Origin of the sequence: Actinomycetospora soli, from assembly GCF_021026295.1 — a bacterium.
Lineage (GTDB): Bacteria > Actinomycetota > Actinomycetes > Mycobacteriales > Pseudonocardiaceae > Actinomycetospora > Actinomycetospora soli.
Map to the genome: position 1 here is coordinate 51,928 of NZ_JAJNDA010000003.1, position 20,619 is coordinate 72,546.

The 20,619-nt window shown below is 74.9% G+C and carries 17 protein-coding genes; 7 read left to right on the forward strand and 10 right to left on the reverse strand.

Features of this window, described 5'->3' with window-relative positions; genetic code table 11:
- Nucleotides 1-23: 23 nt before the first annotated feature.
- Complete coding sequence (locus LN037_RS05175; protein WP_230750495.1) at nucleotides 24-671, reverse strand: class I SAM-dependent DNA methyltransferase; 648 nt, start codon at nucleotides 669-671, stop codon at nucleotides 24-26.
- Between the two features lie 199 nt (nucleotides 672-870).
- Between LN037_RS05175 and LN037_RS05180 the strand changes: the two genes are divergently transcribed.
- Complete coding sequence (locus LN037_RS05180) at nucleotides 871-1,797, forward strand: SDR family oxidoreductase (protein ID WP_230750497.1); 927 nt, start codon at nucleotides 871-873, stop codon at nucleotides 1,795-1,797.
- On the opposite strand, the gene LN037_RS05185 is transcribed toward LN037_RS05180, so the two are convergent.
- Both LN037_RS05185 and LN037_RS05190 read right to left on the reverse strand, forming a co-directional pair.
- Nucleotides 1,784-2,365 carry an HAD-IA family hydrolase gene (locus LN037_RS05185; protein WP_230750500.1) on the reverse strand — a complete coding sequence of 194 codons (582 nt, stop codon included), beginning with the start codon at nucleotides 2,363-2,365 and terminating at the stop codon, nucleotides 1,784-1,786. The two genes, LN037_RS05180 and LN037_RS05185, sit on opposite strands and share 14 nt — an antisense overlap.
- Nucleotides 2,362-3,348, reverse strand: coding sequence for a LysR family transcriptional regulator (locus tag LN037_RS05190; RefSeq protein ID WP_230750502.1), 987 nt, complete (start codon nucleotides 3,346-3,348; stop codon nucleotides 2,362-2,364). Before LN037_RS05190 ends, LN037_RS05185 begins: the two co-directional genes overlap by 4 nt.
- 71 nt (nucleotides 3,349-3,419) lie before the next feature.
- Here LN037_RS05190 and LN037_RS05195 point away from each other — a divergent pair, with 71 nt between their 5' ends.
- On the forward strand, nucleotides 3,420-4,319 hold the full coding sequence (locus tag LN037_RS05195; protein ID WP_230750504.1) for an EamA family transporter: 900 nt from the start codon (nucleotides 3,420-3,422) through the stop codon (nucleotides 4,317-4,319).
- On the opposite strand, the gene LN037_RS05200 is transcribed toward LN037_RS05195, so the two are convergent.
- The 3 genes from LN037_RS05200 to LN037_RS05210 form a co-directional block, all read right to left on the reverse strand.
- Nucleotides 4,251-5,819 carry a dynamin family protein gene (locus LN037_RS05200; RefSeq protein WP_230750506.1) on the reverse strand — a complete coding sequence of 523 codons (1,569 nt, stop codon included), beginning with the start codon at nucleotides 5,817-5,819 and terminating at the stop codon, nucleotides 4,251-4,253. The two genes, LN037_RS05195 and LN037_RS05200, sit on opposite strands and share 69 nt — an antisense overlap.
- Nucleotides 5,816-7,627 (reverse strand): dynamin family protein, encoded by a 1,812-nt coding sequence (locus LN037_RS05205; RefSeq protein ID WP_230750508.1) that lies wholly within the window; start codon nucleotides 7,625-7,627, stop codon nucleotides 5,816-5,818. The genes LN037_RS05200 and LN037_RS05205 overlap by 4 nt, the downstream gene beginning before the upstream one ends.
- 138 nt (nucleotides 7,628-7,765) lie before the next feature.
- Nucleotides 7,766-8,689: an IniB N-terminal domain-containing protein gene (locus LN037_RS05210; RefSeq protein ID WP_230750510.1), complete on the reverse strand. Its 924-nt coding sequence runs from the start codon at nucleotides 8,687-8,689 to the stop codon at nucleotides 7,766-7,768.
- 335 nt (nucleotides 8,690-9,024) lie between these two features.
- Here LN037_RS05210 and LN037_RS05215 point away from each other — a divergent pair, with 335 nt between their 5' ends.
- The 3 genes from LN037_RS05215 to LN037_RS05225 all read left to right on the forward strand — a co-directional run bounded on the left by LN037_RS05215 (nucleotide 9,025) and on the right by LN037_RS05225 (nucleotide 13,613).
- Nucleotides 9,025-11,103 carry an Hsp70 family protein gene (locus LN037_RS05215; RefSeq protein ID WP_230751107.1) on the forward strand — a complete coding sequence of 693 codons (2,079 nt, stop codon included), beginning with the start codon at nucleotides 9,025-9,027 and terminating at the stop codon, nucleotides 11,101-11,103.
- The gene (locus LN037_RS33385; RefSeq protein WP_308286109.1) at nucleotides 11,100-12,647 is read left to right on the forward strand and encodes a helix-turn-helix transcriptional regulator; all 1,548 of its coding nucleotides are present in this window, start codon (nucleotides 11,100-11,102) and stop codon (nucleotides 12,645-12,647) included. Before LN037_RS05215 ends, LN037_RS33385 begins: the two co-directional genes overlap by 4 nt.
- Nucleotides 12,648-12,722: 75 nt before the next feature.
- Complete coding sequence (locus LN037_RS05225; RefSeq protein ID WP_308286110.1) at nucleotides 12,723-13,613, forward strand: type IV toxin-antitoxin system AbiEi family antitoxin domain-containing protein; 891 nt, start codon at nucleotides 12,723-12,725, stop codon at nucleotides 13,611-13,613.
- Nucleotides 13,614-13,791: 178 nt separating this feature from the next.
- On the opposite strand, the gene LN037_RS05230 is transcribed toward LN037_RS05225, so the two are convergent.
- Nucleotides 13,792-15,681, reverse strand: a complete 1,890-nt coding sequence (locus LN037_RS05230; RefSeq protein WP_230750514.1) for a prolyl oligopeptidase family serine peptidase — start codon at nucleotides 15,679-15,681, stop codon at nucleotides 13,792-13,794.
- Nucleotides 15,682-15,816: 135 nt separating this feature from the next.
- Between LN037_RS05230 and LN037_RS32245 the strand changes: the two genes are divergently transcribed.
- Nucleotides 15,817-15,939 carry a hypothetical protein gene (locus tag LN037_RS32245; RefSeq protein WP_255693259.1) on the forward strand — a complete coding sequence of 41 codons (123 nt, stop codon included), beginning with the start codon at nucleotides 15,817-15,819 and terminating at the stop codon, nucleotides 15,937-15,939.
- On the opposite strand, the gene LN037_RS05235 is transcribed toward LN037_RS32245, so the two are convergent.
- Nucleotides 15,915-18,317, reverse strand: coding sequence for an EAL domain-containing protein (locus tag LN037_RS05235; protein ID WP_230750520.1), 2,403 nt, complete (start codon nucleotides 18,315-18,317; stop codon nucleotides 15,915-15,917). The genes LN037_RS32245 and LN037_RS05235 overlap by 25 nt on opposite strands.
- Nucleotides 18,318-18,484: 167 nt before the next feature.
- Here LN037_RS05235 and LN037_RS05240 point away from each other — a divergent pair, with 167 nt between their 5' ends.
- Nucleotides 18,485-18,793 (forward strand): hypothetical protein, encoded by a 309-nt coding sequence (locus LN037_RS05240; protein ID WP_230750522.1) that lies wholly within the window; start codon nucleotides 18,485-18,487, stop codon nucleotides 18,791-18,793.
- Nucleotides 18,794-18,875: 82 nt separating this feature from the next.
- On the opposite strand, the gene LN037_RS05245 is transcribed toward LN037_RS05240, so the two are convergent.
- Nucleotides 18,876-20,009: a zinc-binding dehydrogenase gene (locus tag LN037_RS05245; RefSeq protein ID WP_230750524.1), complete on the reverse strand. Its 1,134-nt coding sequence runs from the start codon at nucleotides 20,007-20,009 to the stop codon at nucleotides 18,876-18,878.
- Nucleotides 20,009-20,569 carry a 2,4'-dihydroxyacetophenone dioxygenase family protein gene (locus LN037_RS05250; RefSeq protein WP_230750527.1) on the reverse strand — a complete coding sequence of 187 codons (561 nt, stop codon included), beginning with the start codon at nucleotides 20,567-20,569 and terminating at the stop codon, nucleotides 20,009-20,011. The genes LN037_RS05245 and LN037_RS05250 overlap by 1 nt, the downstream gene beginning before the upstream one ends.
- Nucleotides 20,570-20,619 lie beyond the last annotated feature (50 nt).

The window sequence follows — 20,619 nt, forward strand, 5'->3', positions numbered from 1 at the left end:
GTCGCTATAGCGACCTTTTCTGCTCACCTGCGCGCAGCGCACAGCACGACGGCCGGACCGATCGGCGGATCGGGCGGGAGCCGCAGCTCCGCGACGAGCTGCAGCCCCGCCCGCTCGAGCAGGGCGACGAGCTGCTCCGGCCGCCACCGGTGGGTCGTCCACCGCACCGGCACCCCGTACGCCTCGGTGCGCTCGAGGTCGTCGTCGCCGACGTGGGTCGCGATCAGCACCTGCCCACCCGGGACCAGGGCCCGGGCGAACGCGGCGAGGACGTCCGCCAGCACGTCACGCGGCAGGTTGAACAGCGACCACCACCCGAGCAGGCCGCCGTGGGACGCGTCGGGGAGCTCCAGCTCCGTCGCGGACGCCACGGCGAACTCGCACTGCGGGTGCAACCGGCGGGCGTGCTCGACCATCCGCGGCGACAGGTCCACCCCGGTCACGTCGAGGCCGCGTTCCGCGAGGTAGGCCGTGACCAGCCCGGGCCCGCACCCGACGTCGAGGACCGGCCCCCGCCCCGCCACCGAGGCCGCGAACGCGTCCACCGTCGCCCGCAGCCAGGGGTGCGTGCGGATGTCGCCCAGCCCCGTCGACTCGACCATCTCGACGTAGGCGTCGGCCGCCCGGTCGTAGGACTCGCGCACGGCGTCGAGGTCGTCGGGGCGGCGCACGGCTCGGGAGCCTAGACGGGTGCAGCGTGGCGACCTGCTGACGTCCAGTGCGCGCCGTGGGCCACCGCTGACACTCGTCGAGGGTCAGCTCCACCGCGTCGACCGTAGGGGTGGATCGCCGATCCCCGGATGAGCGCGCCGTGGTGCGGGATCCCGGGCGGCGCCAGTCTCGGTGTCAGCCCACCGAGAAGGAGTCACCATGCGGGAGATCACCGTCCCCGACCTCACCGGCCGCCTCGCCGTCGTCACCGGCGGCAGCGACGGCGTCGGCCTCGGCCTGGCCACGCGGCTCGCCGCCGCGGGTGCCGAGGTCCTGCTGCCCGTCCGCAACCCGCGCAAGGGCGAGGCAGCTCGCACCACGATCCGCAGCGCGGTCCCGTCCGCCCGCGTCGGGCTGCGCGAGCTCGACCTGTCCTCGCTGGCCTCCGTCGACGCGCTCTCGGCCACGCTGCGCCGCGAGGGCCGGCCGATCCACCTGCTCGTCAACAACGCCGGCGTCATGACGCCCCCCGACCGCCAGGTCACCGCCGACGGCTTCGAGCTGCAGTTCGGCACCAATCACCTCGGGCACGTCGCGCTCGTCGCGGGCCTGCTGCCGCTGCTGCGGGCCGGGAGCGCCCGCGTGGTGCACCAGATCAGCATCGCGGCGGCCGGCGGGACGATCCACTGGGACGACCTGCAGTGGGAGCGTTCCTACGACGGCATGGCCGCCTACCGCCAGTCGAAGATCGCGTTCGGGCTCTACGGCCTCGAGCTCGAGCGGCGGAGCCGGGCGAACGGCTGGGGTATCACCAGCCTGCTGTCGCACCCCGGTGTGGCGCCGACGAGCCTCCTCGCGGCCCGACCCGAACTCGGCCGCTCGCAGCCGGCGCGGGGTCGTCGCATCATCGGCGCCCTCTCGCGGATCGGTCTCATCGGGACCCCGGAGAGCGCCGGCCTACCGGCGTTGTACGCCGCCACGTCACCCGACGCGGTCGGCGGTCACCTCTACGGACCGTCCGGGCCCGGGCACGTCGGCGGCGGGCCCGGCGAGCAGAAGCTCTACCGGCCGCTGCGCGACGACGCCGAGGCGGCGCGGGTCTGGCAGGTCTCGGAGCAGCTGGTCGGGCGGCTCACGCCGTCCTGAGTCCGAGCGTCGCGAGCGCCGCGTCCGGTCCGTCCCACACGTGCGCGGTCCAGCCGTGCGCGCGGGCGGCCTCGACGTTGGGGGGACGGTCGTCGAAGAACACGCACTCGCCCGGGGTCGTGCCGTAGGCGGCGTCGGCGGCCGCGTAGATCGCCGGGTCCGGCTTGACCAGCCCGACCTCGGCGGAGAACACGAGCGTCTCGAACCCGTCCGACCACGCCGCGTCCCGCACCGTCCGCGCGAGGTGCGCCGGGGCGTTGGAGAGCACGGCGGTGCGCCGACCCGCGAGCGCGGCGAGGAACTCGGCCGATCCCGACGGCAGGTCGGCCCACTTGGTCGCGTCGATGCCGGTCAGCTCGGCGGCGTCGTCGGGGGTGACGGTCACCCCGAGCCGATCGCCCACCGCGGTCCAGTAGGCGAGGTCGGAGCCGCCGAGGTCGAACGCCTGCCTCGGCGGCCCGTAGTAGACCTCCTCCAGCGCCGGGCGGGACACCCCGAGCCGCTCCGCGACGGCGGCCATCACCTGGTCCGAGCGCACGAGGACACCGCCGAGGTCCAGGACGATCACGCTGCCGACCGTAGACGGGTGCCTCGGCCCGCGCCGCCGGAGCCGCCGCACCGGTCCCCCGTCGGCTGCGCCTCGACGGTCGTCGCGGGGAGTCGACCGGCCCCGCTCGCCCTGTCGTCGTGAATCACCGTGACGAGGGCACCCGGGGGCCGTTCACGACGCGAGCAGGTCGGCCAGGTCCGCGGCGCCCGGTACCGACCGGACGTGGACGTGCACCGTGCGACCCAACGGCGGGGCGAGCGGCAGCACGACGACGCCCGCGGGCAGCGGATCCGGCAGGGCGAGCGCGGGCAGCACACCGTGATCCCCGCGGCCGCCATCGCGAGCACCGTCCCGACGTCGCGCACCACGTGCGCCGGCACCCACGACTCCCCGTGCGCGACGTACCCGTCCTCCAGCTGCGGACCGCACGTCCCGCCCGGGTCGGCCACGCCCGCCTCGACCAGCGCCCGGAGGCCGACCGGGCCGCGGCCCACCAGCGGGTGCCGCGCCGGGAGCACCGCGAGGAACGCGTCCTCCCGCTCGAGGTGCGCGTCCGCCCCGGCGAAGTGCTCGGGGCCCCACGTCGACACCGCGAGGTCGACGGTCCCCGCCGCGAACCACGCCGCCAGCTCGTCGTCGTCACCCTGCACCACCCAGACCCGGCCCGGCACCCGCCGCACCACCGCCGGCACGAGCTGCACGGTCGCCGAGTGGACCGCGCCCACCCGCAGGTCGGCCCGCTCCCCGCGCTGCGCCAGCCCCGCCACGGCGTCGAGGTGACCCCGCACCGCCCGGGCGTGGTCGGCGACCTCCCGGCCGGTCGCCGTCAACGTCACGACCGGGCCGCGGTGCGCCACCGGCACCCCGAGCCGCCGTTCCAGGGTCGCGACCGACCGGCTCACCGCCGACTGCGTCCGCCCCAGCGCCGCGGCCGCCCGGGTGAAGCTGCCGTGCTCGGCGAGGGCCAGCACGGCGTCCAGCTGCGCCAGCGCGACGTCCATGAGCACACATCATGCCGGGTAGGAGGCGAAGTCGTTGGACTCATGTCCGGCCCCGGACTTCTCCTATCGGCATGGCCCGCACCCGCGTCGTCCCCGCGCTCGTCCTCCTCTGGCTCTGCTGGGGCTCGTCGTTCCCCGCGATGCGCGTCGTGGTCGAGTCGCTGCCGCCCCTCACCACGTCCGGCGCGGTCTTCCTGACGGCGGGTGTCGTCCTCGCGGTGGTGCACGCCCGCGACCTGCGGCGGGCGCCCCTGCTCGCGCTGCGCCGGGCCGCGCTGGTCGGCGCGTGCCTGCTCGGGGCGCAGGGCCTCGCGGTGGTCGCGGTGGTGCGCGTCCCGGCATCGACGTCGGCGCTGCTCGCGCCGTCGATCCCGCTGTGGCTGGTGGTGCTGCGGGCGGCCCTCGGCGAGCGGGTGGGGGCGCGGGAGCTGGCCTGCCTGGCCGTCGGGCTCGGCGGGGTCGCGGTGATCGTGGTGATCGAGGCGGGCGGGCCGGGGTGGACGCCCTGGGTGCTGCTGGTGCTCGGGACGAGCATCCTGTGGGCCGCCGGGACACTCGTCGCCGCCCGCAGCGTGGTCCTCCCCGCGCCCGGGGCGACCACCGCGGTGCAGCTCGTGACGGGCGGCGCGCTCGTCCTCACCGCCGGCCTGGCGCTCGACCCGGCCCCACCCGGCGTCGGGAACGCCTCCTCGTGGGCGGCCGTGGCGGTGCTCCTCGTGGTCGACTCGCTCGGCGGGTTCGCCCTGTTCACGTGGCTGCTGCGGCACGCGCCGGTGTCGGTGGTCGGCACGTACGCGTACGCGGTGCCGGTGGTCGCCTACCTCGCGGGCGTGCTGGTCCTGGGCGAGCCGTTCCACCCGGTGGTGCTGGTCGGCGCCGCGCTCGTGCTGGGCGCGGTCGCGCTACAGGTGCGTCAGCACGCCCTCGCAGGACCGCACGACCGCGCGGGCGACCTCCGCCGCGGCGCGTGAGGTCAGCGGCGACTCCGCCCGGGTGCGCCACCGGTCGAGCGCCTCGAGGGCCGCGGCGCGGGGGTCGTCGGCGCCGCCGAGCCGGTCGGCCGGGTCGGGACCGTCGCCGCCGAGCAGGCGCTCGGCCTCCGGCTGGGTTTCCGGGGGCATCGTCACCTGCCCCTGGCGCAGCGCCGCGAGCAGGCGCTGCTCGGTGAACTCGTGGGCGCCGGAGAGGACGCGCTCCAGCTCGGCGGCGAGCGCACCGGCGTCGGGACGCGGCGCCCGCGCGAGCACCATCTCGACCGCGAGCAGCGCCGACCGCGCCTTGTGCACGTCGCGGCGCCCGACCACCCGCGACGCGAGCACCTCGCGCAACTCCTCGAGCCCGGAGCGCCGGACCAGCTCCTCGGCCAGCGACACCGAGTCGACCACGCCCCGCCCGGTGCGCGCGCCCCGGCGCAGCACCGTGGTCGCGGTGCGGATGCCGTAGACGCCGAACCGGTCCATCAGCGCGCGCCGCGTGGGCGCGTCGAGCCGCACGCCGTCCGGGTCGGACGCGAGGGCCTCGGCGACGACGGCGGGCGGCTCGGCCGCGCAGAACCGGTCGACCGAGAGCAGCAGCGCGTCGACCTCCGCGCGGGGCGCCCGGGCCAGCGCCCGCAGCGCCGTGAACTCGGCCTGCCGCAGCGTCCGCGCGGTCTCGGCGAGCAGCCCGTCGACCGCGACGACCGTCTGGCACAGGGGCCGCAGCGCCGGGTCGGCGCGGTACGCCCGGGCGACCTGACCCGCCGTCGTGATGGCGTCCAGTCCGCCGCCGCCGATCTCGTCGGCGCGCGAGAGGACCACGACGGTGCCGGACGCGCCCACCGCGCCGAGGCCGCCCGCGCCACCGCGGGCGAGGTCGGCGAACGCCTCGAGGAACCCGACGTCGTTGCGGTGCGCGTGGCGCATCAGGTAGACGACGGCGTCGGCGCCGGAGGGGCGGTCGTCGGGGGTGACGAAGGCGAGTGTGCGCCGCGAGTTCGTCTCGCGGATCGAGTCGAGCCCGGGGGTGTCGACGAGCGTCGTCTCGGCCAGCCCGCGGGAGGGCCAGTCGACGAGCAGCCGCCCCACCCGCGCCGGGTCGACGCCGCGCAGGTCGATCCGCAGACCCTCCCGGTCCTGCGCGAACGGGACGGGGCCGCGGCGCCCGTCGACGTCCTCGCGCGTGACGGTCGGCGAGGGCGCGTCGCGGTACCAGGTGACCAGCCGCGTGCACTCGCCCGCGTCGGTCGCCGCCACCCGCTCCCCCACCAGGGCGTTGAGCAGGGTCGACTTGCCGGCCTTCAGCGTCCCGGCCAGCGCCACGCGCAACGGCTCGTCGAGCCGGGCCCGCGCGTCGTGCAGCACCGCCCGCGCCCAGTCGGTGGCCGGATCCGCGGGCCCACCGCCGTAGAGCCGCTGCGCGTTCCCGACGACGGCCCGGGCCTGGTCGGTCAGCCGGCCGGCGGTCGGCCGGGGGTCCACGTGGCGGGTCACGCCCCGACCAGCCGGGCCGTCCCGACGCTCTCCCGGATTCGGCGCGCCCGCTTCTCCAGGGCGTCGAGCCGCTCGATCTCGGCCTCGACGTCGGCGAGCCGGGCCTGGCGCTTCGCCCCGTCGGCCTCCACCGCCTTCGCGGCCTGCGAGGTCGCGTTGAGGGAGCGCTCGAGCTGCTCGGCGGTGCCCGTGAAGTGGTCGCGCAGGGTCCGCTGGACCTCGCGGAGCATGTCGCGGGAGTTCTTGCCCGCCTGGAAGATCACGTCGTCGACGTGGCGTCGGACCGCCTGCTTGGCCTCGGCCTGACGACGCCTCAGCGCGCGCTTGCGCTCGTCGACCAGCGTCTTCGAGCCGAGCAGCAGGCCCGCGCCGACCGAGAACGGGTTGAGCAGCGCCATCCCCGCGATGGTGGTGAGCATGCCGATCATCAGGACGCCACCGTAGGAGCCGCGCATCCCGATCATCAACGACTGCGAGAGCCCGAACTTCTCGTGGTCCGGCGCGGCCAGCATCCCGACCGGGTCGGCCGCCATCGCCTGCCCCTCCGGCGAGGCCATCGGGGGCAGGACGCCGGCGCCGTCCTCGGCGAAGTGGGTCGCGACCCGCTCCGCGAGCCACCGCGTGCGCTCCTCGGCCCACACCACGTTGGTGGCCACCGCCGCCGACACCTGCTGGTGCAGCCACGGGGCGAACTGTTCCCACGTCTTGGCCGGGTCGGTGTCGTCGAGGGCCGCCTCCGCGTCGGCGGTGACGGTGCGCAGCCGGTCGCGCAGGTCGTACTCGATGTCGGAGACGAGGTCCTGGGTGCCGTCGTTGAGGGTCTGCTGCCAGCGGGCGGCCCGGTCGCGCAGGGCGGCCACGCGGGCCTTGGACCGTTCGAGCTCGTCGTCGATGCGCCGGGCCCGGTCGGGATCGGCCAGGGCGTCACGCTCGGCGCGGAAGCGGGCGGCGAGCTGCTCGCAGACGACGAGCACCTCGTCCGTGGCCATCCGGGTCCGCCGGGCGTGGCGGCCGCCGACGACCTGCTCGCGCAGCAGCTCCCGCACCTCCGGGACGCCGGACTCGGCGAGCAGGGAGGCCTCGTCGTGCAGGGCCAGCACGGCCGACGTGGGCAGGATCGGGATGCGGCGCAGCGACTCGTGGGCGTGGTCGAGGTGGCCGCGGTCGAGGTCGGCGATCCGGCGCCAGTGCGGGTGCAGATCGGTGCGGGTGAGCACCACCGCGACCGTCGGGCACACCGCGGCGGCCGTGCGCACCAGGGCCAGCTCGGGGGCGGTCAGCTCGCGGCCCGCGTCGCAGACCAGCAGCACCGCGTCCGCTCCGGGCAGCTCGGCCATCGTCGAGACCGACGCGGGCGAGGCCAGCCCGCCCGCGCCCGGGGTGTCGACGAGCCGCAGGCCCTCGAGCACGTCGACCGGCAGCGTCGCCTCGGCGTGCGACCAGCCGGCCGCGTTGTCCGGGTTGCCCGCCTCGGTGACGTGCTCGGCGAGCTGGGCCGGGGAGATCGACTGCTGCTCCTGCCCGCCCTCGACGGCGCGGACCAGGGTCACGCCGCGCTGGGTGCCGCGCACGCAGATGGTCGGCACCGTCGTGGCCTTGTGGGCGTCGGTCGGCAGGGCGCGGCCGCCGAGCAGGGCGTTCACCAGCTCGGTCTTGCCGGCCTTGAACTCGCCCATCACCAGCACGCGCGCCCGGTCGTCGGCGACCGACGCGGCCACCGTCGAGAGCCGCTTCTCCAGGTCCGGCCGCCCGTAGGCGGTCGCGGCCTGGCGTGCGGTCTTCACCAGGTCGACCAGGTCCCTGCTCACCGAGCCTCCCAACGCACACGAAGGCCGGGACACGGTCTCGTGTCCCGGCCTCGTCGTCACCCCGGGGACGTTACGCGGCGCGCTCCGACCGTCGCGCCGCTCGTCCCCGGGGCGGGTGTTGCCCCCTGCTCAGACGACTCAGAGAGCGTGGTCGAGCAGGCCGAGGTCCACCGAGTTGTGGTGCACGTCGAGGTTGGTCGACGCGTCGGTGTTGGTGTTGCCCGAGTCGTGGGTCGAGGCGTCGGTGTCGGTGTTGCCCACGTCGTGCTGGTGGTTCGACGAGTCGACGTGGCTCGAGTTGTCCTGGTCCGAGTTGTCGGTGTGCGTCGAGTTGTCGTTGTGCGAGTCGGTGTTCTCGCCGTTGGCGCCCGACACCTGGTTGCCGTCGCCGAAGGCGTTCGAGTTGTTCACCGTGCCGGAGCCGGTGGAGATGACGCCGCCGTCGCCGGTGCCGACGTGGTCGAGCGACGTGGCGTTGCCCGCACCGAAGGCGGTGGTGGAGCCGTCGCCGGAGACCTGGTTGCCGTCACCCACGAAGCTGTGGTCGCCGGTCACGACCGGGGCGTTGTTGTCGCCACCGATGAAGCTGCCGTGCTCACCGACGTTGGTCGTGGTGTTGTCGACGTGGATGTCGGCGTCGTCGCCGGCCCAGATCTTGGTGATGTTGTTGGTCTCGTTGTACGTGTTGTGCGAGTTGTCGACGAAGTTGTAGTTGTTCGTCACGTAGTTCAGGTGCGCGATCGACTGCTCGATCGGCGAGCAGTGCGCGGCCGGGCGGCCCTCGTCGTCGCAGTCGATCGGCTTGCAGTGGTGGTCGTCGTCGTGGTGCTTCGGCTCGGCGTCGTAGCAGTGGTCGTCGTCGCAGTCGTCCTCGTACTGCGCGCACTTCTCGGCGTCGACCTTCTCTAGGACGACCGGGAGGAGCTCCTTGATGTCGTCGACGCAGACGTCGCCGAGGCCGGCGGCGTGCAGGGCGGCCTCCGGGTTGTCGCGGAAGTCGGCGAGCGCCTCGTGGTTGCTCAGCAGGTCCATGAGGAACTCGAGCAGCGTCTTCTCGGCCACGGCCATGGTGTGTGCCCCTGTAGGTCGGAGTGTGAGCGCTGCGGGCCGGACGACCCGAGCGGCGTGGTGAGAACAGTCGTCGTCCGGGGCCGCCCGGCCATCGGGGCTCCCGCCGGGTTCCCGGACCGACCCCCTAGGGGATCCGGGCCCGGTCCCCCGGTCAGCACCCCGGGGTCACGGCACGTGAACCAGCTCCACCATCCGAACGGAGCAGGGTCACTCGTTCGAGCTACGAATGTGTAACGGTCATCGGGATCGGGTCGATGATGCGCACGAGTCAGCGACACGGTGCCGCCCCGTCCGGGCGGCCGGGGCGGATGGAGCTGGGTGTGACGATGGTGGACCCGCGGCACGCGGGAACGGCAGGGCGCGGGACCCCCGTCGCCTACGACCTGGGCATCGACCTGGGCACCACGTTCACCGCCGCCGCCGTCCATCTGGCTCCGGCCCCCGACGTGCGCGTGGTCGGCCTCGACCGCGGCGCCGTCCAGGTCCCCTCCGTGCTCCTCGTCGACGACGACGGGTCCCTGCTCGTCGGCGGCGAGGCCGAGGCCCGCGCCCCGTTCGCGCCGCAGCGCGTGGTCCGCGAGTTCAAGCGTCGTCTGGGCGACGACACCCCGATCGTGGTCGCCGGCGAGGGCTTCTCCGCCGACGGCGTGGCCGCCGAGATGGTGCGCTGGACCGCCGACCGGGTCGCCGAGCAGCAGGGGTGCGCGCCCCGCCGCCTCGCCGTCGCCCACCCCGCAGGCTGGGGTGCCTACCGCCGCCGCGTCTTCACCGAGGCCCTCGCCGAGGTCGGCCTGCACGACGTCGTCCTGCTCACCGAACCCGAGGCCGCCGCCTCCGCGCACGCCGCCGCCGGCCGACTGCCGGTCGGGCGCACCGTCGCCGTGTACGACCTCGGCGGCGGCACCTTCGACGCCGCCGTCGTGCGCGGCGTGCCCGCCTCCCCCGTCGCACCGGTCGGTCTGACCGTGCTCGGCCGCGGCCAGGGCATCGAGGCCCTCGGCGGCATCGACTTCGACGAGGCGCTGTTCTGGCACGTCTGCTCCGAGCTCGGCGGCGCGGTCGCCTCGCTCGACCCGGCCGACCCCGCCACCGTCCGCGCCGTCTCCGGGCTGCGCCGCGCGTGCGTCCTCGCGAAGGAGGCGCTCTCGGTCGACACCGAGGCCGTCGTCGACGTCCGCCTCCCGAACGTCACCACCCGCGTCCGGGTCACCCGCGGCGAGTTCGAGGAGATGATCGCGCCGGCCCTGCGCCAGACGATCGACGTCCTCGGCGAGGTCCTCGACTCCGCTCGCGTCCGCCCCGCCGACCTCGACGGCGTCCTGCTCGTCGGCGGCTCGTCCCGCATCCCGCTGGTCGCGCGCCTGCTCTCCGCCGAGCTCGGCCGCCCGGTGTCGATCGACCCCGACCCGACCACCGTCGTCGCCCGCGGCGCCACCTGGGCCGCCGCGGCCGCCTCCGGCGTCGTCCGCCCGCCCTCCGGCGCCTTCCCGGCCGTCTCCGGTTCCTTCCCCGCCGTGTCGGGCCCCTTCCCGACGCCGGGTCGTGCCCCGATCTCCGGTCCCTTCGAGCGTCCCGAGCCGCGCACCGAGTTCGTCGGTCCGGCCGCGGCCCTGCTCGCCCACGCCGAGGCGGACCCCCGCACCGAGTTCGTCGGCCCGGCCGCGGCGCTCCGTTCCTTCGGCGACGACCCCGTGACCCGCCCCGTGCGCCTGCGCCCGCAGGTCGACGACGAGCCGGTCACCGACACGCTCGGCTCCGGCCTCCCGAGCCGCACCCCGATGCCGACGAGCGCGCTGCCGCCCGCCGCGGTCGCCGCCCCGGCGCCGTGGCCCGGCCCGCTCGCGCCGCCGAGCAAGCCCGACACCCGCAAGCGCCGCCTCGCCATCGGCGCCGGCGCGGCCGGGGTGCTGGTCGTCGCAGGTGTCGTGGCGGTGGCGGTCCCGATGGTCAAGAACACCAATGGCGAGGCCAGCATCGCCGCCACGCCGGCCCCCTCTGCCCCGGCCGCACCGGCCGCCGCCCCTGCCGTCGGCGACGCCGGCACCCTCCCGCCGAACACCCTCGGCGGTGGTGAGCACGCGCGCGGTGCCACGCCCGTAGCCGCCTCGAAGAGCCGCGCTGCTGCGACTCCGGCGGTACCCGCCGCGGTGAAGCCCGTGGCACCCGTCGCGCCCGCCGTCGTGCCGCCGCCCGCGGCCGCCCCGGCACCGGCGCCAGCTCCCGCACCGGTGGTGAACAACCCGCCCCCCGCTCCGGTTCCGTCACAGACCCAGCGGGACGATCCGCCGCCGCAGCCGAAGCCCGACCCTGCTCCCCAGCCCAAGCCGTCGCCTCAGCCCTCGCCGACGCCGGGGAGCTCGACCGCCAATGCTCCGGCTGCGGGTGAGAAGACGGCGCAGGCGTGAGCGCCCCCGAGCTCGAGCGCCCGATGACCACGGATCTCGTCGTCCTCGCGGAGCAGGCCGCCCTGACCGGCGAGCTCGTCGAGGCCGCCCGGTGCGCCGACGAGGTGCTGGCCACCGACGCGCCCGAACGCGACCTCGTCCGCGCCGCGCGCGTGCTCGCCGCGGTACACGCCCACCGCGGGATGCTGACCGACGCCGCGGAGCTCCACGCCTGGGTCGCCGCCGTCGCCCCGGCCGGCGCCTCCCCCGCCGCCGCCGTCGCTCTCGTCGGCACCGGCCGCGAGCTCCCCGACTCCCCCGCCGACCTACGCCGTCCCGCGCCTCCGACCCTCCGGACCGGGGCCGACGGCCTCGTCGGGAAGGCGATCCGCGCGAGCGTGCGGCCCGGCGGGTCGGCGTCGGCGCTGTCCGAGCTGACCCGGGCCGCCGCCATGCTCGAGTGCTGCGCCACCCCGGTGCTGCACGACGACTCCCCGGCCGCCCTCGGCGCCCTGGTCGCCCTGCACCGCGGGGAGCCCGACCTCGCCCGGACCCTCGTCGACCGCGCGATCGCCACCGACCTCGGTGGCGCGCCCTACCGCCGCCGGCACCTGCTGCTGCGCGCGTGGGCGGACATGGCGGGCGGCGACCTGCTCGCGGCCCGTGCCGGGCTCGACGCCGCGAACGCCCGCCCGGAGCCGGTGCACGCGCGGGACGAGCTGGTGGCGGTGGCGCTGGAGGCCGGCCTGGTCCGGCGCGCCGGCGACACCCGCGGCCTGCTCGCCGTGTGGTCCCGCGCGCGCGAGGCGGTGCTGCGGCACGCCGTCGACCTGTGGTCGCTCCTCCCGATCGGCGAGCTCGCCGTCGTGGCCGGACGCCTGGGCCAGCTGGGGTGGCTCGCCCCGCACCTGCAGGCCGGCGACGAGCTGCTCGCCGCTCTCGGCGAGCCGGTGCTCTGGGCCGCGCCGTGGCACTGGTGCGCCTTCCTCGCCGCCGTCGCCGCCGACTCCCCGCCCGCCGCCCAGCGCCACGCCGCCCACCTCGCCGAGGGCGCCGCGGACGTGGCGGCGCAGGCCGGCTCGCTCGCCGTGGTCCTGTCCCGTGCGGCCCGCACCTGGCTGCACGTGCTGGCCGGGGACGTCGACGCCGACGAGGTCACGGCCGTCGCGGGCTCGCTGTCCGAGGCCGGCATGGCCTACGACGGGGCGCGCCTCGCGAAGGAGGCCGCGGTGCGCACCAGCGACAAGCGGGTCCTCGCCGCCATGCTGAACCTCGCCCGGGGCCTGCTCGCCGGGCCCACCGTGCTGCCCAGCGCCGAGGCCGCCGCCCCGGAGCCGGACGCACCCGCCGTCGTGACCCCGTCCCCGCGGCCCGGCGTGCTCTCCGACCGGGAGCGGGAGGTCGCCGAACTGCTCCTCGACGGCCTGACCTACCGCGAGATCGGCGACCGCCTGTTCATCACGGCCAAGACCGTCGAGCACCACGTCCGCGGCATGCGCCAGCGCCTGGGCTCGGAGTCCCGCACCGACCTGTTCGCCGACCTCCGGGCGTCCCTCTCCGGCTGACCCGCTCGACACGCCGTCTCCTGCTGTTCCCGAACTCGATGGAACCGTTCGCGGTCCGGGTCAGTCCGAGCCCATGTGAAGGCCGACCAGTTCATCGCGTCCCGTCACGGCGTCATCACCCGCTCCCAGGCAAAGCAGTGCGGGATGAGCGACGACCAGATCGCCAGGAAGATCGCGAGCGGCGAGTGGATCCGGCGCGCACCCGGTGTCTACTTCGTGACGGCCTGGCCCTGGACGGCCGAGGTGCGGGTACGGATTGCGGCGGAGTGGATCCGCCCCGTCGGGGCGCTGATCGGGATTTCCGCCGCCTGGTGGCTGGGCCTCGGCGTGGTCAACCCGCACCCGATCGTCGTCGCACTGCCGCCGGGGGACTCCCGCCGCGCTCCGAAGGGGCTGTCGGTGGTGCACCGGGACCTGCGGGGCGACCGGCTGCTGCACCGGGATCTCTGGGTGACGACGAAGGCGTTGACGGTGCTCGACGCCGCCGTGGCCCTCGGTCGTGGTGGGCAGGCCTTCCTCGACCGTGTGCTCCAGCAGAAGGTGGTGTCCCTCGACGAGCTCCGGGCGACGCAGTCGCGTCACCTCGGCCGACGAGGGTCGCGGGCCGCCCACGAGCTCCTGGTCCAGGCCGCGGACCGTGCGGCGTCGAAGGCCGAGCGCCTGGTGATCGCCCTCCTCAAGGACGCCGGCATCACCGGGTGGGCGGTGAACCTGGCAGTCACGCTCTCGGACGGGCGCGAGGCGATCATCGACATCGCGTTCGTCGGCGCGAAGTTCGCCCTCGAGATCGACGGTTGGGCGTTCCACTCCGACCCGGAGCGCTTCATCGACCGTCGAGCACGCACCCGGGCGCTGGTCGCCGACGGGTGGGTCGTCGCCGAGGTCGCCTGGCGGGACCTCGTGCAGCGCCCGCAGAAGGTGGTCAACGAGATCCGCCGGACGCTCGCACTCCGCGGCACGCCCTGACCCGGACCAAGATCATCGGAACGTGGAGGATCTGGACGCCACGCGTACGAATCCTCCACGTTCCGATGATCTTGATCGGGTGGGTGACCGAAGGCTGGGTGGGTGGCCGACGACCGGGCGGATGGCCGACGGCCGGGTGGCGCGCGCCAGAAACGGCCGGCGCCGCCGACCGGCCGACCTACAGGTTCTCGATCTCCACCGGCGGGACGTCGACGGCGAGGTCGAACAACCGCGCGTAGAACGCCAGCTCCGCGTCCAGGGCGCGCTTGATGTTCTCGGCGGCGCGGAAGCCGTGCTGCTCCCCGGGGAAGAGCAGGTACGCCACGGGCACGCCCCGGTCCCGCAGCGCCGAGACGATCATCTCCGACTGGTTCGGGGGCACGATCGCGTCCTCCTCGCCCTGGAGCACGATCAGCGGCGTCGAGAACTCGGCGACGTGCGTGAGCGGTGAGCGCTCCACGTACACGTCGCGGGCCTCCGGGTACGGGCCGACCAGCCCGTCGAGGTAGCGCGACTCGAACTTGTGCGTGTCCCGGGCGAGCGCCTCGAGGTCGGCGACCCCGAAGTGGTCGGCTCCCGCGGCGAACGGGGTGTCCGGACGCGCCAGGGCCGCCAGCACCGTGAACCCGCCCGCCGAGCCGCCGCGGATCGCCAGGCGGGCGGGGTCGACCCGGCCCGACGAGGCGAGCGCCCGGGCCGCCGCGAGACAGTCGGCGACGTCGACCAGCCCCCAGGCGCCCTTCAGCTGCTCGCGGTAGGCGCGCCCGTAGCCGGTCGACCCGCCGTAGTTCACGTCGACCACGCCGAACCCGTGGCTCGTCCAGTACTGCAGGCCGACGGCGAGCACCGGGGACGCGGCGCCGGTCGGGCCGCCGTGGATGACGACGAGCAGCGGCGGCGGCCCGGAGACCGGTCCCGACGGCGGGTAGTACAGCGCGTGCGCGTCCCGCGCGCCGCCGTCGGGCGCCACCGACACGAACGTCAGCGGCTCGGGCACCGAGATCGTCGCCGGGTCGAGCCCGAGGTCGCGGGGCGGGCGGAGCGTGGTCACGGCACCGGCCACCGAGACGCGGTGCACGCCGGGTTCGGCCACCGGGCTCCCCGCGATGCACACCACCCCGTCGCCGTCCGCGCGCACGGAGCGGACCGCGCTGAAGCCGGTGTCCAGCTCGGTCAGCTCGCCGTCCGGGGAGCGCACCACGAGCGCGTCGAACCCGTCGGAGGACCGCGCGAACACCACCGACCCGTCGTCGAGCACGGCGTAGCGCGATCCGCCGAGCTGCCAGCCGGGCTCGCCGATCTCCGCCTCGAGCTCCACCAGCGGCTCGACGTGCGTGCCGTCCCAGCGGTAGAGGTTCCACCAGCCGGTGCGGTCGGAGATGAAGGTGAGCGACCCGTCGTCGTGCCAGGCCGGTTCGGAGACCGACTCCCCCGGCCCGCCGGCGATCACCGTGTCGGCCCCGGACGACAGCGACCGCACCGTCAGCACGACGTCGTCCCAGGGCATCGACGGGTGGTCCCACGACAGCCACGCCAGCTGCCCACCGTCGCGCGACAGCCGGGGCGCGGCGACGAAGTCCGGGCCGCTGACCAGCACCTCCGGCTCCGACGGTGCGACCGCCGACAGGCGCACCACCTCGTTGACGACCTCGGTCGCGGGCGCACCCGCCGTCGGGTGGCGCTCGCGGACGCAGACCATCCAGGTCCCGTCGGCGGCCACGTCGCCGTCGGCGTAGCGGTCGCCGCGCGGCGCGGAGGGCTCCGGCGTCAGCACGGTCACCGCGCCGTCGGCCACCCGGCGCAGCCGCTGGTCGGACCAGTCGACGGTGAACACGACGCCGTCGTGGACCCACCAGGCGCCGCCGCCGTACTCGTGCACGGCGGTGCGGGCGTTGGAGCCCTCGGGCAGGAGGTCCCGCACCGTCCCGTCGGGCGCGCGGCGCACGAGCTGCACCCGCCCGCCGTCCGACGCGCGGCCCTCGCCCCAGACGACGCCGTCGCGGTCGGGCACCACCGCGTCGAGGCGGACGGCGGCGGTCACGACGAGGTCCGAGGTCACCGGGATCACGCCGTGCACGGTAGACCGCGGTGCGTCTCGGGATCGGTCAGGTGCAGACCACTGGACGAAAGACGATTACCGTGCCTGGACACCGGGTACGCGGGAAACGAACTGGGCGTACGCCGAGCGCGTAGGGGGAACCGGATGAGCCTGCTCCTGGGAAACCTGCGCGAACTCATCGGCGACCTCTGGCACGACGGCGAGGACCTCGAGCCCGAGCCCGTCGACGTCGTCGACGACGACTACGTGGTCGCCCCGCGGGAGTAGTCACCCGCCCGACGCAGCAGTGCCGCGCGCACCGCGTCGGCCGGCTGCGGCCGCGAGAACAGGTACCCCTGCGCGACGCGGCAGCCCAGCTCGACGAGCGTCGCGGCCGCCTCCTCGCTCTCCACGCCCTCGGCGATGAGGTCGAGCCCGAACGACTCGGCGAGCTTGATGATCGAGCGGACGATGGCGTGGTCGTCGGGGTTGTGCCCGAGGTCCTGGACGAAGCCGCGGTCGATCTTCAGCGTGTTCACCGGGAACGCCTTGAGCTGGGCGAGCGAGCTGTAGCCGGTCCCGAAGTCGTCGATCGCGATCGCGACGCCCATGGCCCGCAGCCCGTGCAGCGTCCGCCGCGCCGCGACGTCGTCGCTGACCACGGCGTGCTCGGTGACCTCCAGGATGAGGTGGCGGCCGTCGAGGCCGTTGCGGTCGAGCACCGCCGCCACCGTCGCCACGAAGTCCATCGCGATCAGCTGCACCGGCGAGATGTTCACCGACACGGCGAACCCGTCCAGGGCCCCGGCCGGGAGCTCCGCGCGCCACGCGGAAAACTGCCGGCACGCCTCGCCGAGCACCCAGTCCCCCAGCTCCCCGGCCAGGTTGGTGGCCTCCGCGACCCCGACGAACAGCTCCGGGGCCACCGGCCCGAGGGTCGGGTGGTTCCAGCGCACGAGGGTCTCCACGCCGACCGGCACGCGTGTGCGCAGGTCGACGATCGGCTGGTAGGCCACGGTCAGCGAGCCGTCGCGGATCGCCGTCAGGAGGTTCATCTCCACCGCCACGCGCACCTGCTCGCGCTTCTCCATCTCGGCGGTGAACACCACGACGTTGTTGCCGCCCCGGCTCTTGGCCACCAGCACGGCCTGGTCGGCCGAGCGCAGCCACTGCGCGAGCGACACGACCGCGGGCTCCATCACGGCGATGCCGACGCTCACCGTGCGCCCGAGCGACTGCCCGCCGAGCTGGATCGGCTGCGAGATCGCCCGCTGCACGCGCTCGGCGAGGGCGACGGCCCGGTCCTCGTCGCACGGGCCGTCGACCGACACGACGAGTTCGTCACCCCCGAGCCGCGCGACGACGTCGACCGGGTCGACCGCGTCGCGCAGCCGCGCGGCGATCTCGACGATGAACCGGTCCCCCGCCTCGTGGCCGAGGAAGTCGTTCATCGCCTTGAGCCGGTCGACGTCGAGGAACAACAGCGCGCGGGTGCCGGGCTCGGCCGCCGCGAGCACGCCCTTGAGGTGGTCCATGAGCGCGCGCCGGTTCGGCAGCCCGGTGAGCTCGTCGTGGTGGGCGATGTGGCGCAGCCGGTCCTCGGCGGCCATCCGGCCCTGCATCTGCGCGATGAGCAGCGCGATCGTCGAGAGCGCCTGCAGCTCCTCGGCGGTCCAGCCGCGGTCGCTGTACTGGAGGAAGCCGAGGATGCCGGTGGTCTTCCCCGCCTCGCGCAGCGGGACGACGGCCAGCGAGGTCGGTGGCGCCCCCGCCCCCTCCCGCACCCGCTCCTGGTACTCCACGGCGTCCGACGGCCGGACGATCATGATCTTCGAGAGGTGCTCGGCGGCGGCGAACACCGGGTCGGCGTCCGCGAACGGGACGACGCCGAGCGGGTCTGGGTCGGGCACGTGCTCGCGCGGCGGCCACTCCGCGATCAGCACGGTGGCGCGGCGGCGTTCGTCGTGGAACCGCACGAAGCTCTGGTCGACGCCGAGGTGCCGGACCATCATCGCCAGCACGGCCTCGGCCGCGTCGTGCAGCCCCGCCGAGTCGACCCCCATCAGGGTCGTCGCGACCGCCGTGACCAACGCGTCCAGCGTCGGCTCGGGGTCGGGATCCGGCTGCTCCACGTACAGAGCGTAACGAATGCTCGGCCATTCAGGCACCACGCCGTCGCTCCCCCCGAGCTCCGCGACCCCACCGTCCGGGTAGGTCAGCCTAGGCCGTCGGCACCTCCTGACCCAGCCCCGCGCGGCCGCCTCCAGCTCGAACGCGAGCTCCAGGAGGGTCGGCTCGTCGCCCCGCCGACCCGCCAGCTGCACGCCCACGGGCAGCGTCCCGTCCCACCCGGCGGGCACGGCGACCGCCGGGGCGCCCGCGACGTTCTGCAGCGGGGTGAACCCGACGTCACGGACCAGGCGCTGCGCCAGCTCGTCGAAGGGCACGGCCGGGTGCAGCCACCCGAGGCGCGGCGTGCGGTGCGCGAGCAGCACGTCGTGGTGCGTGAACTCCTCCGCGTAGGCCAGGGCCCGGAGCCGCCGGAGGAACGCGGGGCGACGCGGACCCGCCGTCGCGAAGTGACGGGCGAGGCCGCGCGTGAGCGGGTCGAGGCGGGACCGGTCGAAGCTCGGCCCGAACGCCGCGCGCCCGTCGGGTGGTCCCACCCCTCGTGGCAGGAAAGCGTCGTTGCTGGCGTCCAGTGACAGGAACGCCACATCGTCGCTGACGTCACGGGGGCACGGCCGCACGTCACACCCGGTCGTCGTGGCGTACCCCGGGGTACCTACGGACCATCGGGGACTCATCGACCCACGCCGTCCCGGAGGGACCCATGGACCCACAGGAACGCTTCGACCGCTTCCGCTCCGCACTCGGCTTCCGCGCCGACCTCGCCGACACGTCCCCGGGGCTCGCGCTGGCCGCCCTCGACGGCGAGCCGATCGACCCGCCCGTGCAGCTGCACGTCGACGCCGCGAGCCTCACCGAGCACCTCGGCGCCCCCGCCGACGACGACCACGAGGCGGCCCGCCTGCAGTCCCTGCTCGCGCAGATCGAGGAGGCCCTCCTGGTGCGCGAGCACGGCGAGGACCACCTCGTCCTCGACGGAGCCGGACTCCGGACGGCGAGCTCGGCACCCTGACACCCTCCGGGTGGCGGCAGAGCCCGATCGGCGTGCTCACCCGGCTCTCCGTGCAGAGCCAGTGCCGGGAAGTCCGGCTTCGTCAGACCTCGGCCGGGGTCACGTCGACCTGCCGGGACACGTCCGCCGGCGCCGCCTTCGACGGGTCGACCAGGATCTTCGTGTCGACCGGACCCGACGACAGGCGCGCGAACGTCTCGGGCACCTCGTCCAGCGAGACGCTCCGCGTGATCATCGGCGCGACGTCCAGCTTCCCGGCGCAGAGCTCGTCGAACACGGCGAAGAACTGGTCCGGCGAGTACATCAGCGAGAAGCGGACGTCGATCTCCTTGAGCACCGCCTCCGTCGGGGAGAAGGAGTCGGTGTTCATGCAGAGCCCGGCGACGACGATCCGCGACGCGGCGGGTGCACCGGCGATCACCTGCTGGATCATCCCCGGCACGCCGACACACTCGAAGGCGACGGTGGGCCGCAGCGGGAGCTGCCCGAGCACCGCGGTCGGCTCGGTCATCCGTTCCGCGTCGTCGGTCGCGGCGACCTCCGCCCACGCGGCGTAGGGCGAGCTCTGCGCCGGGTCCACGACGACGTCGGCGCCCATCCGCCCCGCCAGCTCGCGGCGGGCGGCGGAGAAGTCGGCGGCGACGATCGGGTGCACGCCCCGGCTCCTGAGCACGGCGAGCACCGCGAGGCCGATGGGGCCGCAGCCGACGACGAGCGCGACGTCGTCGGGACCGAGCTGCGCCTTCGCCACCGCCCGGGAGGCGACGGCCAGGGGCTCCGTGAGCGCGGCGACGGCGGTGTCGACGTGGTCGGGCACCGGCATGAGCAGCGGCTCCGAGAGCAGCATCCGCTCCGAGTAACCGCCGGGGATCTCGGGGCCGCAGAAGCCGACGAACGCGGGGGTCTCCCGCAGCAGCGCCGCCATCGACACCACGCGGGTGCCGATCGGCAGCGTCTGCTGCGTGCACGCGCCGTACTCGGAGATCGCACCGACGAACTCGTGGCCGAAGCTGACCGGGCGGGAGAGGTCCATCAGCTCGACGCCGAGGGCGTTGCGGGTGGCGGCGTTGAACTCCGCGCCGTGCGCGGCGCAGTGCAGGTCCGACCCGCACACCCCGCAGGCGAGGACGTCGACGACGACCTCCCCGGGACCGGGCTCGGGGTCGTCGACCTCGGCGACCCGGACCTCCCGGTCCTGCATGAGGACGCTGCGCATCAGGACCGACCCGCGGGCGTGGCCTCGGTGAAGCCGGCCTCGCCGCCCTCGATGTAGTTCGGCGGCGTCGTCGCGAGGGCGTCCACCAGGTGGCGCAGCAGCAGGGTGTCGAGGATCGAGTGGAACGACCCGTCCTCGTTGAAGTTCACGTTCGAGCCGGTGACCCGCACGTAGAGCACGGTGTCCTCGTCGGTGTCGTCGCAGGCGATCAACGTGTGCACCGAGCCGCCGGGCTCGTAGAGGTAGCCCCCGGCCCGCTGCACCTGGTCGGGGTACTCGGCGTAGTACCAGGCGCCGGCCGTCGTCCAGAGGTCGACCGGCCCCGTGTGGTAGTGCATCGGCAGGCTCCTGCCGGGCTCGAGAACGGCCTTGACGACCCACTCGTTGCGCTCCAGGTCGAGCCGGAGCGGCTTGAAGTGGATGCCCTCGCCCAGCGCGTTCTCGATCAGCTCGACGTCGTGCTCGTTGACGGCCAGCAGCGCCTGCTGCGGCAGCGCGACGATCGGCAGGACCGCACCCGACGTCGTCTTCAGCTCGACCGGGCCCGTGCTCTTCGGCATCTCGTTCTCCTCGATGAGGACGTGGTGGTGTGATGGAGACAACCAGCAGG